This window comes from Streptomyces sp. NPDC045955 (assembly GCF_056430805.1).
In genome coordinates this window covers 459,453-477,159 of record NZ_JBWKKY010000005.1, presented here as the reverse complement: position 1 = coordinate 477,159, position 17,707 = coordinate 459,453, and the positions used below count along the sequence as shown (strand labels likewise).

The following is a 17,707-nucleotide window of genomic DNA, read 5'->3' as shown; positions in this document are numbered from 1 at the left end:
CGGAGGAACCCGGCACCGGTGTGTGTACGAAAAGCGGTCAGCAGCCGACCAGGCGGGCCGCCAGGTAGCCCTCGATCTGGTCGAGGGAGACGCGCTCCTGCTTCATCGAGTCCCGCTCGCGGACGGTGACCGCGTTGTCCTCCAGGGTGTCGAAGTCGACGGTCACACAGAACGGCGTGCCGATCTCGTCCTGGCGGCGGTAGCGGCGGCCGATCGCGCCCGCGTCGTCGAACTCGATGTTCCAGTGCTGGCGCAGGGCCTGGGCGAGGCCCTTGGCCTTCGGGGACAGCTCCGGGTTCCGGGACAGCGGCAGCACCGCCACCTTCACCGGGGACAGGCGCGGGTCGAGGCGCAGCACCGTGCGCTTCTCCATCTTGCCCTTGGCGTTGGGCGCCTCGTCCTCGATGTAGGCGTCCAGGAGGAACGCCAGCATCGCGCGGCCGACGCCGGCCGCGGGCTCGATGACGTACGGCGTCCAGCGCTCGCCGGCCTCCTGGTCGAAGTAGGTGAGGTCCTGGCCGGAGGCCTTGGAGTGGGCGCCGAGGTCGTAGTCGGTGCGGTTGGCGACGCCTTCGAGCTCACCCCACTCACTGCCGCCGAACTGGAAGCGGTACTCGATGTCGGCGGTGCGCTTGGAGTAGTGGGAGAGCTTCTCCTTCGGGTGCTCGTACCACCGCATGTTCTCCTCGCGCAGGCCGAGACCGGTGTACCAGTTCCAGCGCTGCTCCATCCAGTACTCCTGCCACTTCTCGTCCTCGCCCGGCTTGACGAAGAACTCCATCTCCATCTGCTCGAACTCGCGGGTGCGGAAGATGAAGTTGCCGGGCGTGATCTCGTTGCGGAAGGACTTGCCCATCTGGGCGATGCCGAACGGCGGCTTGCGGCGCGAGGTGGTCTGCACCTGGGAGAAGTTGGTGAAGATGCCCTGCGCGGTCTCGGGGCGCAGGTAGGCGATGGAGCCGGAGTCCTGCGTCGGGCCGAGGTGGGTGGACAGCAGGCCCGAGAACTGCTTGGGCTCGGTGAACTGGCCCTTGTTGCCGCAGTTCGGGCAGTTGACGTCGGCCAGGCCGTTCTCCGGCAGGCGGTTGTGCTTGGCCTCGTAGGCCTCCTCCAGGTGGTCCGCGCGGAACCGCTTGTGGCAGGAGGTGCACTCGGTCAGCGGGTCCGTGAAGGTGGCGACGTGGCCGGAGGCGACCCAGACCTCGGGGGCCAGGATCACGGACGAGTCGATACCGACGACGTCCTCGCGCGACGTCACCATGTAGCGCCACCACTGGCGCTTGAGGTTCTCCTTGAGCTCGACACCCAGGGGGCCGTAGTCCCAAGCGGCGCGCTGACCGCCGTAGATCTCACTACAGGGGAATACGAAGCCACGGCGCTTGCTCAGGCTGACGATGGTGTCGATCTTGTCGGCGGCCACGGTGCTCTCTTCATTACGACGACGGGCGACGAAGCGAGTTGCTTCCAGCGAATGCTTCAGGTTACCGGCGGGGGCGCCCCCTCAATCAAATCGCTCCCCCTCCCGCGACCGCCAGGCCCCCTCCTCGGAACCCGCTCGGCTCGTTTGTTGACAACGGTTTCCATATTTGTTGAAAATGAGTGTCATGAACGTACGACGACGCCTCATATCCGCCACCGCGGTCACCGCGGCCACCGCTCTCGGCCTCGGTGCTCTCTCCGCCTGCTCCAGCGACAGTGCGGCAACGGGCAACACGGACAAGTTCGACGTCGTCGCGTCGTTCTACCCGATGGCGTTCCTCGCCGAGCAGATCGGCGGCGACCACGCGAACGTCACCAGCCTGACCCAGCCCGGCCAGGAGCCGCACGACCTGGAGATCAGCACCAAGCAGCGGGCACAGCTCGAAGAGGCCGACGCGGCGCTCTACCTCAAGGGCCTCCAGCCCGCCGTCGACGAGGCGGTCTCGCAGACCGGCATCAAGACGAAGATCGACGCGGCCACGCTGACCACCCTCGAGGACCACGGCAACACCGAGCACGACCACGCGGGCGAGGAGTCTCACGCCGAGGAGAAGGGTCACGCCGAGGAGGAGGAGCACGCCCGCGACCCGCACATCTGGCTGGACCCGGTGAAGTACGCCGAGGTCGCCCAGGGCGTCGGCAAGGCCTTCGAGAAGGCCGACCCGGACCACGCCGCCGACTACAAGAAGAACACCGCGGCCCTGGTCGAGAAGCTGACCGGCCTCAACGACACGTTCGAGACCGGCCTGAAGGACACCAAGACCAAGGTCTTCTTCACCAACCACGCCGCCTTCGGCTACCTCGCCGAGCGCTACGGCCTCACCCAGGAGGCCATCTCCGGCCTCGACCCAGAGAGCGAGCCCAGCGCCGCCCGGGTCAGGGAGCTCCAGCAGGAGGCCAAGGCCGACGGCGTCACCACCGTCTTCTACGAGACACTGGTCTCCGACAAGACCGCGAAGACCCTCGCCAAGGACGCGAAGCTCAAGACGGACGTCCTCGACCCGCTCGAGGGCATCACCGACAAGTCCCGCGGTGACGACTACTTCCAGGTCATGGAAGCCAACCTCAAGGCCCTTCAGGCGGCCCTGGGAGCGAAGTGATCGACCCATCGGAGGACGGCATGACCGAGCCCGTCGTATCCCTGCGCGGCGTCCGCGCGGACCTGGGCTCGCGCCCCGTCCTGCGCGGCATCGACCTCACCGTGCACCACGGCGAGGTGGTCGCGCTGCTCGGCGCGAACGGCTCCGGCAAGTCCACGGCCGTGCGCAGCATCATCGGCCAGGTGCAGACCGGCGCCGGCGAGATCGAGCTGTTCGGCAGGGACCGCAGGCGGTTCCGCGACTGGCACCGCGTGGGCTATGTCCCGCAGCGCACCACGGCCGCCGGCGGCGTGCCCGCCACGGTGACCGAGGTGGTCTCCTCGGGCCGCCTGTCCCGGGCCCGCTTCGGCGTGCTGCGCAAGGCGGACCACGCGGCCGTGCGCGCGGCCCTGGAGCTCGTCGGGATGGCGGACCGGGCCAAGGACTCGGTCGACGCCCTCTCGGGCGGCCAGCACCAGCGCGTCCTGATCGCCCGCGCGCTCGCCTCCGAGCCGGAACTGCTGATCATGGACGAGCCGATGGCCGGCGTCGACCTGGCCAGCCAGGAGGTCCTCGCGCACACGCTGCGCGAGCAGGTCTCCCAGGGCACGACCGTGCTGCTCGTGCTGCACGAACTGGGCCCCCTGGAGCCCCTCATCGACCGGGCGGTCGTCCTGCGCGACGGCTGCGTCGTGCACGACGGACCGCCCCCGAAGGCGGTCGGGCAGCACGCCCTGCCCGGCCACGACCACGTACACCCGCACGCACCCGCGGGCCACGAACCGATCCGCACGGGACTGCTGAGCTGATGGAGATCCTCGACTACGCCTTCATGCAGCGGGCGCTGCTCGCCGCCGTCCTGGTCGGCATCACGGCCCCCGCGGTGGGCATCTACCTGGTCCAGCGCCGCCAGGCCCTGATGGGCGACGGCATCGGTCACGTGGCGATGACCGGCGTCGGCCTCGGCTTCCTGCTGACCTGGTCCCCGGTGTGGATGGCGACCCTCGTCTCCGTCATCGGGGCGGTCCTCATGGAACTGATCCGCTGGTACGGCAGGACCCGCGGCGACATCGCCCTCGCGATGCTGTTCTACGGCGGCATGGCCGGCGGTGTGATGTTCATCAACCTCGCGCCGACGGGCTCCAACGCCAACCTGACGTCGTACCTCTTCGGCTCCCTGTCGACGGTGTCCGAGTCGGACGTCACGGCGATCTGCGTCCTGGCCGCCTTCGTCGTCCTGGTCACCCTCGGCCTGCGCCGGCAGCTTTTCGCGGTCAGCCAGGACGAGGAGTTCGCCCGGGTGACGGGCCTGCCGGTGCGCGCCCTGAACCTGCTGACGGCGATCACCGCGGCCGTCACGGTGACGGTGGCGATGCGCGTGGTCGGCCTGCTCCTGGTCAGCGCGCTGATGGTGGTGCCCGTCGCGGCCGCCCAGCAGATCGGCCGCAGCTTCGCCGCGACCTTCGCGATCGCCGTGGCCATCGGCGTCAGCGTGACGATCGGCGGCACGGTCACCTCGTACTACCAGGACGTCCCGCCCGGCGCGACGATCGTGCTGCTGACCATCGGCGCCTTCGTCGTGCTGACGGCGCTCGCGGCTCCGCTGGCCCGCCGCCGCGCCCGTGCCCAGGCGGCCGCGGATCCCGCCCACGACCCTGCCGAGTGCGCGATTCCGGGCACCCGGAAGACAACCGACGAAGTCGGCGTCTGACCGCCCCCACCCCGGGCTGGCACAATGGCCCGGGCAAGGCAGACGTGAGGAGGCAACGGTGACGACCGCTGGACCGTCCGTGAAGGGCCGCGCCACCAGGCAGCGTGCCGCCGTGGCGGCGGCCCTGGACGAGGTCGACGAGTTCCGCAGCGCGCAGGAACTGCACGACATGCTGAAGCACAAGGGCGACTCGGTCGGGCTCACCACGGTCTACCGCACACTGCAGTCCCTCGCCGACGCCGGCGAGGTCGACGTCCTGCGCACCGCCGACGGCGAGTCCGTCTACCGCCGGTGCTCCACCGACGACCATCACCACCACCTGGTGTGCCGCGGCTGCGGCAAGGCCGTCGAGGTCGAGGGCCCGGCCGTGGAGAAGTGGGCGGAGGCCATCGCCGCCGAGCACGGCTTCGTGAACGTGGCCCACACGGTGGAGATCTTCGGCACGTGCGCGGACTGCGCGGCTGCCTCCGGCGGCTGAGCCGCTGTTCCTCGCCGTGGGGGTGAGGCTTCGTTGCCGACTGCGGGCGCGTGGTGGCTTGTCGCGCAGTTCCCCGCGCCCCTGAGGAGAACTGCGCCGCCCTTGCCCGTGAGGCGCTGCTACTCCTGCTTGCCCTCCATGGCAAGCAGCTCCTCGTTCGGGATGGCCCCGCCGAAGCGGCGGTCCCGCGAGGCGAACTCCAGGCAGGCCCGCCACAGGTCGCGGCGGTCGAAGTCCGGCCACAGCACGTCCTGGAAGACCATCTCGGCGTACGCGCTCTGCCAGAGCAGGTAGTTGGAGGTGCGCTGCTCGCCGCTCGGACGCAGGAACAGGTCCACGTCCGGCATGTCCGGGTAGTACAGGTACTTCGCGAAGGTCTTCTCGTTGACCTTCGACGGGTCGAGCTTCCCGGCCTTCACATCGGCCGCCAGCGCCTGCGCCGCGTCGGCGATCTCGGCGCGTCCCCCGTAGTTCATGCAGAAGTACAGCGTGAGCCGGTCGTTGTCCTTGGTCTGCTCCTGGGCGATCTGGAGCTCCTTGGCGACCGAGCGCCACAGCTTGGGCATACGGCCCACCCAGCGCACCCGAATGCCCAGCTCGTCCAGCTGGTCGCGGGTCTTGCGGATGAAGTCCCGGTTGAAGTTCATCAGGAAGCGCACCTCGTCCGGCGACCGCTTCCAGTTCTCGGTGGAGAAGGCGTACAGGGAGATGGCGCCCACGCCCATCTCGATGGCGCCCTGGAGCACGTCGAGCACCCGCTCGGCACCGACCTTGTGCCCCTCGGTGCGCGGCAGGCCGCGCTCCTTCGCCCAGCGCCCGTTGCCGTCCATGACGATCGCCACATGCTGCGGTACGAGCTCTCCGAGCTTCGGCGGCCGCGCGCCGGACGGGTGGGGCTCCGGCGTCCTGTACTCCCGGCGCTGCCGCCCCAGGATCCCGCGTACGGCCATGTGTTTCTCGTCTCCTCGTGCTCGCTTGTTTCGCTTACTTCTCGACGTAGCGCAGGGAGCGCAGCCCGCGCTCCATGTGCCAGTGCAGATACGCGGACACCAGCCCGCTGCCCTCCCGGACGTACCGCGCCTCGCAGGCGTCCGCGGTCTCCCAGTCTCCCGTAAGCAGCGCGCCGAGGAGCTCCAGGGCCTGCGGCGAGGGTACGACGCTGCCGGGCACCCGGCAGTCCCCGCAGACGGAACCGCCCGAGGCGACCGAGAAGAACCGGTTGGGCCCGGGCATGCCGCACTTCGCGCAGTCGGTGAAGCTCGGGGCGTAGCCGTTGACGGCGAGGGACCGCAGCAGGAACGCGTCCAGCACGAGATGCGGCGCGTGCTCCCCGCGGGCGAGGGTCCGCAGCGCGCCGACGAGCAGCAGGTACTGCTGCACGGCCGGCTCGCCCTCGTGGTCGGTGAACCGCTCGGCGGTCTCCAGCATGGCCGTGCCCGCGGTGTACCGGGCGTAGTCGGTGACGATCCCGCCGCCGTACGGGGCGATGGTCTCGCTCTGCGTGCACAGCGGCAGCCCGCGCCCGACCAGTTCGCTGCCCTTGGCGAAGAACTGAACGTCGACGTGGGAGAAGGGTTCGAGGCGCGCACCGAACTTCGACTTCGTCCGGCGCACGCCCCTGGCCACCGCCCGTACCCGTCCGTGACCGCGGGTGAGCAGCGTGATGATCCGGTCCGCCTCACCCAGCTTCTGGGTGCGCAGCACGATGCCGTCGTCGCGGAACAGACTCATGGCGTCATTCTCGCAGGGTCATCGCGTCAAGGGACCTCGCCCCTGCTGCGGGCGTTGGCGTACGCCGTCGCCGCGCGCAGCCGCTCGGCCGGGGTGGCGTGCCGGACGGCACCGGGGTCGGCGTCCCACTCCTTGCCGCCGCCGTACGGCCGCAACTGCACATACGGCCCCTCATGCCCCATGACGATGCCGATGCGGCCGCTGCGGGTGTCCACGACGTACGCGCCGACCGGTGGCTTCATCGCGACACCGCCGCGAGTTGCCGGGCGGTCCGAACGGAACACCGGCCCAATTCCACAAGCGGACAGGGGACTTCCCGCACAAGATTCACCGGGTGAAGCCCCGGTGACGTCAGGACGATTCCGGCCTCGGCGAGTTCTGCCCGCAATACTTTCACCGCATCCTCCGCTTCTTCGGCGCAGAGCGCCGAGTGTCGTGCCTCCACCGTGCTCCCCCTCCTTTCGCAGTTTCACTCCTCGCATCCCCTCGGTGACTCTCCGCATCTACACTTGGGAGGGGGAAGATCGGCGAAAAGCGGTATGCGGATTGCTTCGCGCCTACGATCCCGCTCCATGGAACACACGTGGACCATGCGCCCGGCCGGGCCGGCGGATGTCGAGCCGATAGCGGAACTGCGGGCGGTGGTGATGCGCCCGGACCTGGAGCGCCTGGGCCGCTATGACGAACACCGGGTCAGACAGCGCCTGCGCGACGGTTTCTCCGCCCGGCACACCTCGGTGATCGAGGCCGATGGCTCCTTCGCGGGCAGTGTCGCCCTGCGCCCGTCCGAGACCGACGAGAACGGCCACTGGCTGGAGCACTTCTATCTCGCCCCGGCCCTCCAGGGCCGGGGCCTGGGAGCGGCGGTCCTTCGTACCCTGCTCACGCGGACCGACGCGGACGGCGCCCTGGTCCGCCTGAACGTCCTGCGGGGCAGTCCGGCCCGGCGTCTCTACGAGCGCCACGGCTTCACGGTCGAATCCCAGGACCCGGTCGACGTCTTCATGCTGCGGCCGCCGGGCGCCGGCCCCGCAGGGGAGTGAAGCGCACGGGCAGGCCCGGCCGGGCCTGGGCGGCGGCGGGCAGACGGTGCTCGGGGACGACGCCGATGACCGGGTAACCGCCGGTGGTGGGTGAGTCGGCGAGGAAGAGCACGGGCCTGCCGTCGGGCGGTACTTGGACCGCGCCGAGCACCATGCCTTCGCTGGGGAGTTCGCCGTCCACCGCCCGCTCCAGGGCGGGTCCGTCCAGCCGCAGCGCGATGCGGTTGCTGCGGGGGGACACGCAGAAGCGGCCCGCCGCGAGGGTGCGCACGGCGGCGGCGGTGAACCAGTCGTCGCGCGGGCCGAGCAGCACCGGCAGCACCAGTTCACGCGGGGGCCCGTCCCACAGGGCCAGGTGGTGGTGCGGCGGGCCCGCACCGGCAGGTTCGCCCAGGGGCAGGACGTCGCCGTCCTTGAGGGGGGCGGGGCCCAGCCCGGACAGCAGGTCGGTGGAGCGGCTGCCGAGGACAGGCGGGACGGCGATGCCTCCGCTCAGGGCGAGATAGCCGCGCAGTCCGAAGCCGGCGGCGCCCACGTCGAGCACCGAACCGGCCGGCAGGTGGACGGGGCTGCCCCAGGCCGCCGGCCTGCCGTCGACGCGCACCGGCGCGGGAGCCCCGGTGACGGCCACGGTCACCGGCCGGGTGGCGCGTATCGCCACGCCGGTCAGGGTGGTCTCCAGGGTGGCGGCGTCGGCGGGGTTGCCCACCAGCCGGTTCGCCAGCCGATGGGCCGGCTGGTCCAGGGCACCGGAACGGGGTACACCGAGAGCCGCGTGGCCGAACCGCCCCAGGTCCTGGACGGTGGTCAGCGCACCGGCCCGCACCACTTCCACCTTGCCGTCGCTCACGCGGCGACCCCCTCGGAGGCAGGCACGAAACGCACCCGGGTGCCCGGCACGAGCAGGGCCGCCGGCTGCCGGTCGAGGTCCCACAGTGTCACCGAGGTACTGCCGATCAGCTGCCACCCGCCCGGCGAGCTCCTGGGGTAGATGCCGGTGTAGTGGCCGGCCAGGGCCACCGACCCGGCCGGAACCGAGGTGCGCGGCTCCGCCCGGCGCGACACGGCGTACGCCTCGCCCAGTCCCGTCATGTACGCGAAGCCGGGGGCGAAACCGGAGAACGCCACCCGGTGTTCGGTGCCGCTGTGCAGACGTACCACGTCGTCCTCGCTCATGCCCCACAGCTCGGCGACCACGCCGAGGTCGGCACCGTCGTACCGGACGGGTATCTCCACCAGTTCGCCGCTGTCCGCCACGGGCGGAGGGGCGTACCACCGGCGCAGTTCCGCCTCCAGGCCGGGGAGATCGTGCACGCCGTACAACAGCACGGTCCTCTCCCCCGGCACGATCTCCCGCACCGGCGGCAGGGTGCCCCCGGCGCGGCGGCGCAGCAGTTCGGCGTGCCAGGCCTGCGCCTCGCCCGGTCCGTCCAGATCGATGAGCAGCGAGTCCTGCCCGGTCGGCAGCAGTCTCATACGAACGCCTCCAGCCTGACTCCGGGGATCACCGATCACGGCGCCGGGTGTGCCGCGCGGAAGGACGGCTCACGCGTCCACAGCCACAGGCTAGAGGATTGTTGAACAATCCGACAAGAGTCATGTTGTTTCATCCCCGCGTTTTCGGTTGACTGGCCCGCAGAGCTCACGGAGGAGGACCGAGGACCATGGCTGCCGAGCTGGATCCGGCCGTACTGGTGGGCGATCGCGCCCTGCTGGGGCGGTCCAGTACCGCCGAGCGGGTCGCCGACATCCTGCGCACCCATATCTCCGAGGGCCACCTCGCGCCGGGCGCCAAGCTCTCCGAGGACACCATCGGCAAGGCGCTCGGCGTCTCACGCAACACCCTGCGAGAGGCGTTCCGGCTGCTCACCCACGAGAAGCTGCTGGTCCACGAACTCAACCGCGGGGTCTTCGTCCGCAGGCTCACCGTCCAGGACGTCGTCGACATCTATCAGGTGCGCCGGCTCATCGAATGCTCGGTGGTCCGCCACCTGGGCAACCCGCCGTACGCACTGGCGGATGCCGAAGCCGCGGTCGCCGAGGGAGAACAAGCCGCCGAGGACGGCGACTGGCTCGGGGTCGGCACCGCCAACACGCACTTCCATGACGCGGTGGTGGCCCTCGCCGGAAGCGTCCGCCTGAGCGAACTGATGCGCGGCATCCTGGCGGAACTGCGCCTCGGCTTCCATGTGATGGGCGCGCCGCGGGAGTTCCACGAGTCCTACCTGGCGCGCAACCGTGACATCCTCGCCGCCCTCAGGGCCGGCGCCACCGTGAAGGCGGAGCTCCTGCTCGCCGACTACCTCGACGACGCCGAGCAGGAACTCGTCCGGACGTACGCCGAAGCGCGACCGTGAGCAAGCCGGCATGAACAGGTATTGAAGGATTGTTCAACGATCCCTACGCTCTTCGTGGAAGAAGGCGGGCGTACACCGGCTCGCCGCCGCATGCGCGGTCGGAGCGTCACTCACCAGGACGGGAACATCCGGATGACCGTAGAGCTGCTCCTCGACGAGGGCTCCTTCGTCGAGCTGGACGCCGTGGCACGTCGCCGCCCCGACAGCGTCGTCACCGGCCACGGCACGGTCGACGGCCGGCCCGTCGCCGTCTTCGCCGAGGACGCGACCGCTTCCGGTGCCGCCCTCGACGGGTTCTCCGGTACGAAGATCACCAAGGTGATGGACTTCGCCCTGAAGACGGGGTGCCCCCTCGTCTCCCTCCATGGCCACGACGCCGGCGGAGGTGCCGTGGGCGTCCGGGGGGAGATCTTCCGCCGCACCGTGCTCGCCTCCGGAGTCATCCCCCAGATCGCCCTGGTCGTGGGGCATACGGGCCACGTGGCGCACTCCCCCGCCGTCAGCGACTTCGTGGTGACGAGCGACCGGGCGTCGTACATGTTCGTGACCGGCCCCGAGGCGGTTCAGGCGGCCACCGGGGAGCTCGTCGGCCCCGAGGAACTCGGCGGCGCCAGGACCCTCGGCACCGTGTCCGGCATCGCGCACCACCTGGCGTCGGACGAGGGGGACGCCGTCGAGTACGTCAGAGCGCTGCTGTCCTATCTGCCCTCGAACAACCTGGAGGAGCCACCGGTCGACCCCGAAGGCCGTGCGGGCGATCTCGAGGCGGAACTGCGGCCGCGGCTGAACTCGATCGTCCCCGACACGGCCAACCAGCCGTACGACATGGTCCTGGTCATCGAAGACGCCCTGGACGACGACGAGTTCCTGGAGACCCAGCCCCTCTTCGCGCCGAACATCATCACCGGCTTCGGCCGGATCGAGGGGCACCCCGTCGGCGTGGTCGCCAACCAGCCCCTGCGGTACGGCGGTTGCCTGGACATCGACGCCTGCGAGAAGGCCGCCCGCTTCATCCGCACCTGCGACGCCTTCAATGTGCCGGTCGTGACCTTCGTCGACGTCCCCGGCTTCCGCCCCGGCGCCGACCAGGAGTGGAACGGCGGCGTCCGGCGCAGCGCCAAACTGACCTACGCCTATGCCGAGGCCACCGTGCCGCTGATCACCGTGATCACCCGTCAGGCCTGCGGCGGCGCCTACGACGTCATGGGTTCCAAGCATCTCGGCGCCGACCTCAACCTCGCCTGGCCCACGGCCCGCATCGCCGTGCCCGGACCGCGGCTCGCGCCCGAAGACACCTTCCTCGACTCCGACTCGGCGTGCGAGCACGGCTGTGTGGACGCCGTGATCAGCCCGTCCCGGACCAGGCAGCACCTCATCCGCGGTCTGCGAGCCCTCCGCACCAAGCGCGAGACGCGGCCCGGCAGGAAGCACGGCAACATCCCGCTCTAGGGAGCCCCCTGTAAGGAGCCCACCATGTCCCAGCCCCTCGTCACGGTGGTGCGCGGGCGCCCCACCGCTGAAGAACTGGCCGCCGTCATCGCCGTGTTGCAGGCCCGGGCCGCTGCCGCACCGCTCCCCGTGCAGCCGCTCGCCACGCCCAGGCCCTCCCCTTGGAACGACCGCGCTTCAGCCATCGAGACGCAGCGTCTGCCCAGGACGCTCCGCTACAGGTGACGCGGCCCGCCCGCGTACTACCGCGAGCCCTGCGCGGCGGCCCGCCGCCGCGCAGGCACCCGGCCCCGCTGTCGGCCGTCGGTCCAGGCGGCGCTACCACGGGATGAGGCGGCACGCCGAAGGAGAGGCTCATCCCGCACCGAACCGGCGTACGTACCGCCGCTGCCAGGGCGTTTCCACCGCATGCCGGTCGTAGTGCCGGCGCACGTACGCCACCGCCTCCTCGGCGGGCACGCCGTCCAGGATCGCGAGGCACGCCAAGGCCGTGCCCGTGCGGCCGCGCCCTGCGCCGCAGGCGATCTCCACGCGCTCCCCGGCGGCCCGTTCCCAGGCGGCGGCCAGCACCTCGCGGGCGGCTGCCCGGTCCGACGGGAGGCGGAAGTCGGGCCAGCGGACCCAGCACGCCTCCCAGGGAACCTCGGGCGGACGTCGGCCGAGCAGATAGACACCATAGGAAGGGCGGGGCGCGTCGGGGTCCATGGGATGGCGGAGACCGCGCCCCCGTACCAGTCGGCCGGAAGGCAGTCTCAGGACGCCGGCGCCACGTTCGCTCCACAGCTCGGTCACGCCCCTCATCCTGCTCCACGACTCGCTGACCCGGGAGCGGAATCAGCGCACCCCCCGCGACTCCTGTGCCGCCCGGGCCTCGATCCCCCGGAAGTGCACCGCCATCGCCCGCTGCGCGCCCTCGGCGTCGCGGGCGCGCAGGGCGGTGACGATGTCGCGGTGGCGGCCGACCGTAATCTCGGGGGACGGGTCGTCGGTCCAGCCGCGGGCGCCGGAGACCCGGCGGAAGACCGTCCAGAACGCGCCGAGGAGCTGCGGGACCAGCGCGTTGCCGAGAGAGGCGTACAGGATCTCGTGGAACTCGCGGTCCAGCTCCGGGAAGGAGCGCCCCGTGCCGCCCGCGCGCTCCATGCGGGTCACCACGCCCTCCAGCCGGTCCAGTTCGGCTTCCGTGACCGTCGCGGCGACCCGGCGGATCAGGCCCTCCTCCAGTACCTCGCGGACCTGGAGGATCTCGGCGAGGGCGCCGGTGTCGTCGTCGTGCCGGGCCAGGGTGCGGAAGGTCAGTCCGTGGACGAGGGGGGTGAGGGAGGCCTGGCCGACGTAGGTGCCGGAGCCGTGCCTGATCTCGACGATGTCGAGGGCCTGGAGGGCTTTGAGGGCCTCGCGGACGGAGTTGCGGCTGACGCCGAGGCCCTCCATGAGTTCGGCCTCGGTGGGCAGCGGCGCGCCGGCGGTGAGTCTGCGGTCGAGGATGAGCTGCACGACCTGGCGCTGTATCCGGCTGGTCCTGGGCTCCTCGGACATGCGCCGCATCGTACGCGCCCCGGACGTCCCACGTCCCACCTCTGGCGGTTCCCGGCTCGGACCTGTCCTGATACGGCGTCAACTCACGTCCCGCGCCGTGCCATTGGTCCGACCTGTGGCAGATACGCCATTCATGTGCGATCCCTTGACCGTCCCCACGGCCCCTCCTATGGTCACGCTGACCGCAAGACGTAGGACGTCGTATCTCCTGGGCCAGTCCCTTCCCCCCAGACCTCTCGCTGGAGGACCCGTGCGCGACGTGACCCCCGATGTGCCGGCGCCGCACCGCCGGACCTTCCTGAAGTGCACGGGCGCGCTGGGCGCGGCCGCCGCCGTCTCCGCGTCGCTGTCGGCCTGTTCGTCCGGGCCCGAGTCGACGAACGACACCGGTGGCGGCGGCAGCGGGGCGAACCGGACGCTGACGGCGGTGATCGGCTACGGCAACGACGGCAGCTGGGATCCCACCCAGACGGCGTCCGCGTTCTGCATGGCCGCGAACCACCACATCTACGAGGGCCTGCTCGACACCGACCCGATCTCCCGCGAGCCGTACGCGGCCCTGGCGACCGAAGTGCCGAAGGACCCGGGCAGCACATCCTGGAGGTTCACGCTGCGGGCCGGGGCCACGTTCCACGACGGCAAGCCCGTCACCGCCGACGACGTGGTCTTCGTCTTCGAGCGGATCCTCGACCCGGACACCCAGACCCTCGCCAAGGGCTTCTTCGCGAGCTGGCTGAGGGAGGTCCGGAAGATCGACGCGCGGACCGTGGAGCTGGTGCTCAAGTTCCCCTTCCCCGACGGGCTTTCACGGCTGACCCTCGCCAAGATCATGCCGAAGCACGTCTTCTCCGAGCCGGGCGCCTGGGACGACGCGATCAAGGGCAAGGCGATCGGCTCGGGGCCGTACCGGCAGACCGCGCACCACCCGAAGTCGAACACGACCTTCGAGGCGTTCGACGGCTACAACGGCCCGCGCAAACCGGCCTTCCGGAAGATGAACTGGCTGACGATCGTGGACGCGGCACCGCGCGTCGCGAAGATCTCGGGGTCGAGCGCGGGCGCGCAGATCGCGGACAACATCCCGTACGCCAACATCGCGCAGCTGGAGAGCAGCGGGCTGACCGTCGCCGGCGGGGCCGGGATGAACAACCTGTTCCTGATGTTCAACACCCAGCACAAGCCCTTCGACGACGTGCGCGTACGCCAGGCCCTGCACTACGCCATCGACACCGAGAAGATGGTGGAGGTGGCGCTCAAGGGCCATGGGAAGCTGTCGAGTTCCTTCCTCGACGAGAGCAACCCGTCCTACCGCCGGGCGAAGACCGTCTACGACCACGACCCCGACAAGGCGAAGGCGCTGCTGAAGGAGGCCGGGGTCAAGGGGCTGAGCATCGACATCCTCGCGGTGAACGTGAGCTGGATCGTCGACTGCCTGCCCACCATTAAGGCGTCCTGGGACGCGATCGGCGTGAAGACGACCCTGTCCCCGCAGGAGACCACGGCCGTGTTCACGAAGATGGACCAGAAGCAGGACTACCAGGTCGTCGCCGCCGCCTCGAACCCCAACCAGTTCGGCCTCGACGCCGACCTGATCATGCACTACAACTACGGGCCCGAGAACCTGTGGATGCAGTACACGCGCTGGGCGGGCGACCCCGTCGCCAAGGCGCTCTTCCGGGACATGGACCGGGCCACCCGGGAGCCGGATCCCGAGAAGAAGAAGGCGATGGTCCAGGACTACATCGACGTCGTCGCCGAACAGGCCGTGCTCTACCCGGTCGTCCACAACGAGCTGATGACGGCCTGGGACCCGGAGCGGCTCAGCGGCATAAGGGCCCAGCCCTACCCGGGCATCAACCTCCTCCAGGCCAAGTGGGCCTAGCGGCATGACGGCAGTCCTGCGGATCCTGCTGCGCCGCGTCGCCCTGCTCGTGCCGCTGATGCTCGGCATCGTGCTGTTCGTGTTCCTGGTGATGCGGTTCTCGGACGTCGACCCGGCGTCCGCGTTCTTCCAGGGCGCCAACCCGACCCCGCGGCAACTGCACGACTTCCGCGAGGAACACGGCCTGCTCGACCCGCTGCCCGTGCGCTACGCCGACTTCGTCGCCGACCTGCTCCACGGCGACCTGGGCACCAGCGCGCTGACCCGGGCGCCGGTGATCGACCAGGTCACCACCGCGCTGCCGCTCACCCTCCAGCTGACCTTCCTGGGCCTGGGCATCGCGGTCGTACTGTCCCTGGTGGGCGGCGTGACCGCGGCGATCCACCGGGACCGGCTGCCTGACCAGATCATCCGGGTCGCGTCGCTGACCGGTGTCGCGGCGCCCGGCTTCTGGCTGGCGCTGCTGATGATCCAGTACCTGGCGGTCGACCTGGGCTGGTTCCCGACCGGCGGCTACATCAACCCGGCCGACTCCTTCACCGGCTGGCTGCGGACCATGACGCTCCCCGCCCTCGCCCTCTCCCTGCCGGTGGCGGCCCAGTTGACCCGGATCGTGCGGACGGCCGTGGTGGAGGAGCTGGACAAGGACTACGTACGGACGGCGATCGGCAGCGGGCTGCCGCCGCACGTGGTGGTCGGGCGGAACGTGCTGCGCAACGCGCTCATCAACCCGCTGACCGTGCTCGGGCTGCGCGTCGGCTATCTGCTGGGCGGCGCGGTCGTCATCGAGACGATCTTCTCGCTGCCCGGCATGGGCAAGCTGATGATCGACGCCGTGAAGAACGGCGATCCGGCCGTCGTCCAGGGCGTCGTACTGACCACGGCGGCCGGGTTCGTCGTCGTGAACCTCGTCATCGACGTCCTGTACCTGCTGGTCAACCCGCGACTGAGGGATGCGACCACGTGATGACCCGCATGATGACCCGCAAGAGCCTCACCGAGGCACTGTCCCGGCCCGGCCTGCGGCTGCGCGGCTGGCGCCGGCTGCCGTTGCTGTCGAAGGCCGCCGTCTGCTTCCTGGCGATCGTCGTGCTGCTGGCGCTGCTCGCGCCCCTGATCGCCCCGCACGACCCGCTCGACCAGCAGCCGCCCGTCGACGGCACCGGGCATCCGTCCGCCGGGCACTGGATGGGCCAGGACAGCCTCGGCCGGGACATCCTCAGCCGGCTGATGTACGGGGCGCGCTGGTCGCTCGCGATCGGGCTCGGCGCCACCGGCCTGGCACTGGTTGCCGGGGCGCTGCTCGGGGCGATCGCCGCGACCTCCCGCAAGGCGGTCGACGAGACGCTGATGCGCTGCCTGGACGTCGTCATGGCGTTCCCGGGCATCGCGCTCGCCGCCGTGCTGGTGGCGGTGTTCGGCGGGGGCATCACGGTGCTGATCTGCGCGATCGCGTTCCTGTTCACGCCGCCGGTGGCGCGGGTGGTGCGGGCGAACGTCCTCGACCAGTACGGCGAGGACTACGTGACGGCGGAACGGGTGATCGGCGCCCGCACCCCGCACATCGTGCTGAAGCACGTGGCGATCAACTGCGCGGCGCCCGTGCTGGTGTTCTGCACGGTGCAGGTCGCCGAGGCGATCGTCTTCGAGGCGTCGCTGTCCTTCATCGGAGCGGGCGTACGGCCGCCCGACCCGTCCTGGGGCAGTGTCATCGCGGACGGCAAGAACATGGTGCTGACCGGCGGCTGGTGGGCGACCGTGTTCCCCGGCCTGCTGATGCTGGTCACCGTGCTGTCGCTGAACATCCTGTCCGAGGGGGTGTCCGACGCGTGGGCGGCCCCGCCGGCGCGCCAGGTGGACGTCCCCGGGGACGACGACCGCCTCCGGGCGCCGGAGCCCGGCAGCGGGGAGATCGTCCAACTGCCCGGCCTGACGGAGGCGGCCCGGCGGCTGCGGGCGCGGGCCCGTCAGCTGCCCCGGGACGGGCAGCCGGTGCTGGCGGTGGAGAACCTGGCCATCGGCTTCGACCAGCGGCACGGCGGCGTGGACATCGTGGACGGCATCGGCTTCGAAGTGCATCCCGGTGAAGTCCTGGGTCTGGTCGGCGAGTCGGGCTGCGGCAAGTCGCTGACGGCCCTCGCGGTCATGGGCCTCCAGCCGAAGGGGGCGCGCGTCGGCGGCCAGGTCCGGTTCGGCGGGCGCGACCTGTTCGCCGAGCCGATGCGCGTACGCCGCAGACTCCTGGGCCACGAGATGGCGATGATCTACCAGGACGCCCTGTCGTCGCTGAACCCGGCGATGACGATCCGCGCCCAGCTGAAGCAGGTCGTCCGGCGGGGCGGGCGGCGCCGTCCCGCCGAGTTGCTGACGATGGTCGGCCTCGACCCGGAGCGCACCCTGCGCAGCTACCCGCACGAGCTGTCCGGTGGGCAGCGCCAGCGCGTCCTGATCGCCATGGCCCTGTCCCGCGACCCGAAGCTGATCGTCGCCGACGAGCCGACGACCGCCCTCGACGTGACCGTGCAGGCCCAGGTCATCGAGCTGCTGCTGCGGCTGCGCGAGGAGCTGGGCTTCGCGCTGATCCTCGTCTCGCACGACCTGGCGCTGGTCGCGGACGTCACCGACCGGGTGGCGGTGATGTACGGCGGGCAGATCGTCGAGATCGGAGTGACCGCCGACCTGGTGGAGGCGCCGGCCCACCACTACACGCGCGGCCTGCTCGGCAGCGTGCTGTCGCTGGAGTCGGGGCAGGAGCGGATGACGCAGATCAGGGGGGTCGTGCCGTCCCCGGCCGATTTCCCGGCGGGCTGCCGGTTCGCCGATCGGTGTCCCCGCGCGAGTGACGTGTGCCGAACGACGGCCCCCGTCCTGACCGGTACGCCGGCGCACACGGCGGCCTGCCATCACCCGGCCATAGACCTGGCGACGACGGAGACCGAGGCGGTGTCGTGAGCGCCCT

Annotated in this window: 19 protein-coding genes; 11 read left to right on the top strand and 8 right to left on the bottom strand. The window is 70.7% G+C overall.

Translation table 11 applies throughout. From position 1 onward, the window contains the following. Positions 1-37 precede the first annotated feature (37 nt). Positions 38-1,420 carry a glycine--tRNA ligase gene (locus AC07F0_RS13680; RefSeq protein ID WP_399409031.1) on the bottom strand — a complete coding sequence of 461 codons (1,383 nt, stop codon included), beginning with the start codon at positions 1,418-1,420 and terminating at the stop codon, positions 38-40. A gap of 184 nt (positions 1,421-1,604) precedes the next feature. On the opposite strand from AC07F0_RS13680, the gene AC07F0_RS13675 reads away from it, so the two are divergent. The 4 genes from AC07F0_RS13675 to AC07F0_RS13660 are packed head-to-tail and all read left to right on the top strand — an operon-like array spanning position 1,605 to position 4,747. Continuing rightward, positions 1,605-2,579 (top strand): metal ABC transporter substrate-binding protein, encoded by a 975-nt coding sequence (locus AC07F0_RS13675; protein ID WP_478978163.1) that lies wholly within the window; start codon positions 1,605-1,607, stop codon positions 2,577-2,579. 20 nt (positions 2,580-2,599) lie between these two features. After that, entirely contained in the window at positions 2,600-3,367 is a 768-nt protein-coding gene (locus tag AC07F0_RS13670) for a metal ABC transporter ATP-binding protein (RefSeq protein WP_478978160.1), read from the top strand. Beyond that, entirely contained in the window at positions 3,367-4,269 is a 903-nt protein-coding gene (locus tag AC07F0_RS13665; RefSeq protein ID WP_436729158.1) for a metal ABC transporter permease, read from the top strand. The genes AC07F0_RS13670 and AC07F0_RS13665 overlap by 1 nt, the downstream gene beginning before the upstream one ends. Positions 4,270-4,327: 58 nt before the next feature. Next, on the top strand, positions 4,328-4,747 hold the full coding sequence (locus tag AC07F0_RS13660) for a Fur family transcriptional regulator (RefSeq protein ID WP_086848540.1): 420 nt from the start codon (positions 4,328-4,330) through the stop codon (positions 4,745-4,747). 119 nt (positions 4,748-4,866) lie between these two features. Here AC07F0_RS13660 and AC07F0_RS13655 read toward each other — a convergent pair whose 3' ends face one another. Genes AC07F0_RS13655 through AC07F0_RS13645 form a run of 3 tightly spaced genes read right to left on the bottom strand, consistent with a single transcriptional unit; the run spans position 4,867 to position 6,720 of the window. Beyond that, entirely contained in the window at positions 4,867-5,697 is an 831-nt protein-coding gene (locus AC07F0_RS13655) for an isoprenyl transferase (protein ID WP_478978157.1), read from the bottom strand. 34 nt (positions 5,698-5,731) lie between these two features. Beyond that, complete coding sequence (gene recO / locus AC07F0_RS13650) at positions 5,732-6,478, bottom strand: DNA repair protein RecO (protein WP_086599579.1); 747 nt, start codon at positions 6,476-6,478, stop codon at positions 5,732-5,734. Between the two features lie 26 nt (positions 6,479-6,504). After that, positions 6,505-6,720, bottom strand: a complete 216-nt coding sequence (locus AC07F0_RS13645; protein WP_086599578.1) for a hypothetical protein — start codon at positions 6,718-6,720, stop codon at positions 6,505-6,507. 348 nt (positions 6,721-7,068) lie between these two features. On the opposite strand from AC07F0_RS13645, the gene AC07F0_RS13640 reads away from it, so the two are divergent. Next, positions 7,069-7,521 carry a GNAT family N-acetyltransferase gene (locus AC07F0_RS13640; protein ID WP_478978248.1) on the top strand — a complete coding sequence of 151 codons (453 nt, stop codon included), beginning with the start codon at positions 7,069-7,071 and terminating at the stop codon, positions 7,519-7,521. Here the strand turns inward: AC07F0_RS13640 and AC07F0_RS13635 are convergent. Both AC07F0_RS13635 and AC07F0_RS13630 read right to left on the bottom strand, forming a co-directional pair. Further along, positions 7,481-8,371, bottom strand: a complete 891-nt coding sequence (locus AC07F0_RS13635) for a 5-oxoprolinase subunit C family protein (RefSeq protein ID WP_478978154.1) — start codon at positions 8,369-8,371, stop codon at positions 7,481-7,483. The genes AC07F0_RS13640 and AC07F0_RS13635 overlap by 41 nt on opposite strands. Continuing rightward, positions 8,368-8,997: a 5-oxoprolinase subunit B family protein gene (locus AC07F0_RS13630; protein WP_478978151.1), complete on the bottom strand. Its 630-nt coding sequence runs from the start codon at positions 8,995-8,997 to the stop codon at positions 8,368-8,370. Before AC07F0_RS13630 ends, AC07F0_RS13635 begins: the two co-directional genes overlap by 4 nt. Positions 8,998-9,185: 188 nt before the next feature. On the opposite strand from AC07F0_RS13630, the gene AC07F0_RS13625 reads away from it, so the two are divergent. From AC07F0_RS13625 to AC07F0_RS13615, 3 genes are all read left to right on the top strand, one after another. Continuing rightward, positions 9,186-9,878, top strand: a complete 693-nt coding sequence (locus AC07F0_RS13625) for a GntR family transcriptional regulator (protein WP_478978148.1) — start codon at positions 9,186-9,188, stop codon at positions 9,876-9,878. Between the two features lie 90 nt (positions 9,879-9,968). After that, complete coding sequence (locus tag AC07F0_RS13620; RefSeq protein ID WP_478978146.1) at positions 9,969-11,327, top strand: acyl-CoA carboxylase subunit beta; 1,359 nt, start codon at positions 9,969-9,971, stop codon at positions 11,325-11,327. 24 nt (positions 11,328-11,351) lie between these two features. After that, positions 11,352-11,552, top strand: a complete 201-nt coding sequence (locus AC07F0_RS13615) for an acyl-CoA carboxylase subunit epsilon (RefSeq protein WP_478978143.1) — start codon at positions 11,352-11,354, stop codon at positions 11,550-11,552. A gap of 129 nt (positions 11,553-11,681) precedes the next feature. Here AC07F0_RS13615 and AC07F0_RS13610 read toward each other — a convergent pair whose 3' ends face one another. Both AC07F0_RS13610 and AC07F0_RS13605 read right to left on the bottom strand, forming a co-directional pair. Further along, positions 11,682-12,128 carry a protein-tyrosine phosphatase family protein gene (locus AC07F0_RS13610; protein ID WP_478978140.1) on the bottom strand — a complete coding sequence of 149 codons (447 nt, stop codon included), beginning with the start codon at positions 12,126-12,128 and terminating at the stop codon, positions 11,682-11,684. Positions 12,129-12,161: 33 nt separating this feature from the next. Continuing rightward, positions 12,162-12,875 carry a FadR/GntR family transcriptional regulator gene (locus AC07F0_RS13605; protein ID WP_478978137.1) on the bottom strand — a complete coding sequence of 238 codons (714 nt, stop codon included), beginning with the start codon at positions 12,873-12,875 and terminating at the stop codon, positions 12,162-12,164. Between the two features lie 241 nt (positions 12,876-13,116). Between AC07F0_RS13605 and AC07F0_RS13600 the strand changes: the two genes are divergently transcribed. From AC07F0_RS13600 to AC07F0_RS13590, 3 genes are read left to right on the top strand one after another with little or no spacing between them, the layout of a single operon-like run. Further along, positions 13,117-14,748, top strand: a complete 1,632-nt coding sequence (locus AC07F0_RS13600; protein WP_478978134.1) for an ABC transporter substrate-binding protein — start codon at positions 13,117-13,119, stop codon at positions 14,746-14,748. Positions 14,749-14,752: 4 nt separating this feature from the next. After that, the gene (locus AC07F0_RS13595) at positions 14,753-15,715 is read left to right on the top strand and encodes an ABC transporter permease (protein WP_478978131.1); all 963 of its coding nucleotides are present in this window, start codon (positions 14,753-14,755) and stop codon (positions 15,713-15,715) included. An 8-nt stretch (positions 15,716-15,723) separates the two neighbouring features. Next, the gene (locus AC07F0_RS13590; protein ID WP_478978245.1) at positions 15,724-17,700 is read left to right on the top strand and encodes a dipeptide/oligopeptide/nickel ABC transporter permease/ATP-binding protein; all 1,977 of its coding nucleotides are present in this window, start codon (positions 15,724-15,726) and stop codon (positions 17,698-17,700) included. Positions 17,701-17,707: the final 7 nt, after the last annotated feature.

Coding starts and splice junctions, on each gene's coding strand:
- AC07F0_RS13665 (WP_436729158.1), top strand. CDS start 3,367: ATGGAGATCCTCGACTACGCCTTCATGCAGCGGGCGCTGCTCGCCGCC.
- AC07F0_RS13640 (WP_478978248.1), top strand. CDS start 7,069: ATGCGCCCGGCCGGGCCGGCGGATGTCGAGCCGATAGCGGAACTGCGG.
- AC07F0_RS13620 (WP_478978146.1), top strand. CDS start 9,969: ATGCGCGGTCGGAGCGTCACTCACCAGGACGGGAACATCCGGATGACC.
- AC07F0_RS13615 (WP_478978143.1), top strand. CDS start 11,352: ATGTCCCAGCCCCTCGTCACGGTGGTGCGCGGGCGCCCCACCGCTGAA.
- AC07F0_RS13630 (WP_478978151.1), bottom strand. CDS start 8,997: ATGAGACTGCTGCCGACCGGGCAGGACTCGCTGCTCATCGATCTGGAC.
- AC07F0_RS13605 (WP_478978137.1), bottom strand. CDS start 12,875: ATGCGGCGCATGTCCGAGGAGCCCAGGACCAGCCGGATACAGCGCCAG.
- AC07F0_RS13675 (WP_478978163.1), top strand. CDS start 1,605: ATGAACGTACGACGACGCCTCATATCCGCCACCGCGGTCACCGCGGCC.
- AC07F0_RS13670 (WP_478978160.1), top strand. CDS start 2,600: ATGACCGAGCCCGTCGTATCCCTGCGCGGCGTCCGCGCGGACCTGGGC.
- AC07F0_RS13655 (WP_478978157.1), bottom strand. CDS start 5,697: ATGGCCGTACGCGGGATCCTGGGGCGGCAGCGCCGGGAGTACAGGACG.
- AC07F0_RS13610 (WP_478978140.1), bottom strand. CDS start 12,128: ATGAGGGGCGTGACCGAGCTGTGGAGCGAACGTGGCGCCGGCGTCCTG.
- AC07F0_RS13625 (WP_478978148.1), top strand. CDS start 9,186: ATGGCTGCCGAGCTGGATCCGGCCGTACTGGTGGGCGATCGCGCCCTG.
- AC07F0_RS13590 (WP_478978245.1), top strand. CDS start 15,724: ATGATGACCCGCAAGAGCCTCACCGAGGCACTGTCCCGGCCCGGCCTG.
- AC07F0_RS13595 (WP_478978131.1), top strand. CDS start 14,753: ATGACGGCAGTCCTGCGGATCCTGCTGCGCCGCGTCGCCCTGCTCGTG.
- recO (WP_086599579.1), bottom strand. CDS start 6,478: ATGAGTCTGTTCCGCGACGACGGCATCGTGCTGCGCACCCAGAAGCTG.
- AC07F0_RS13645 (WP_086599578.1), bottom strand. CDS start 6,720: ATGAAGCCACCGGTCGGCGCGTACGTCGTGGACACCCGCAGCGGCCGC.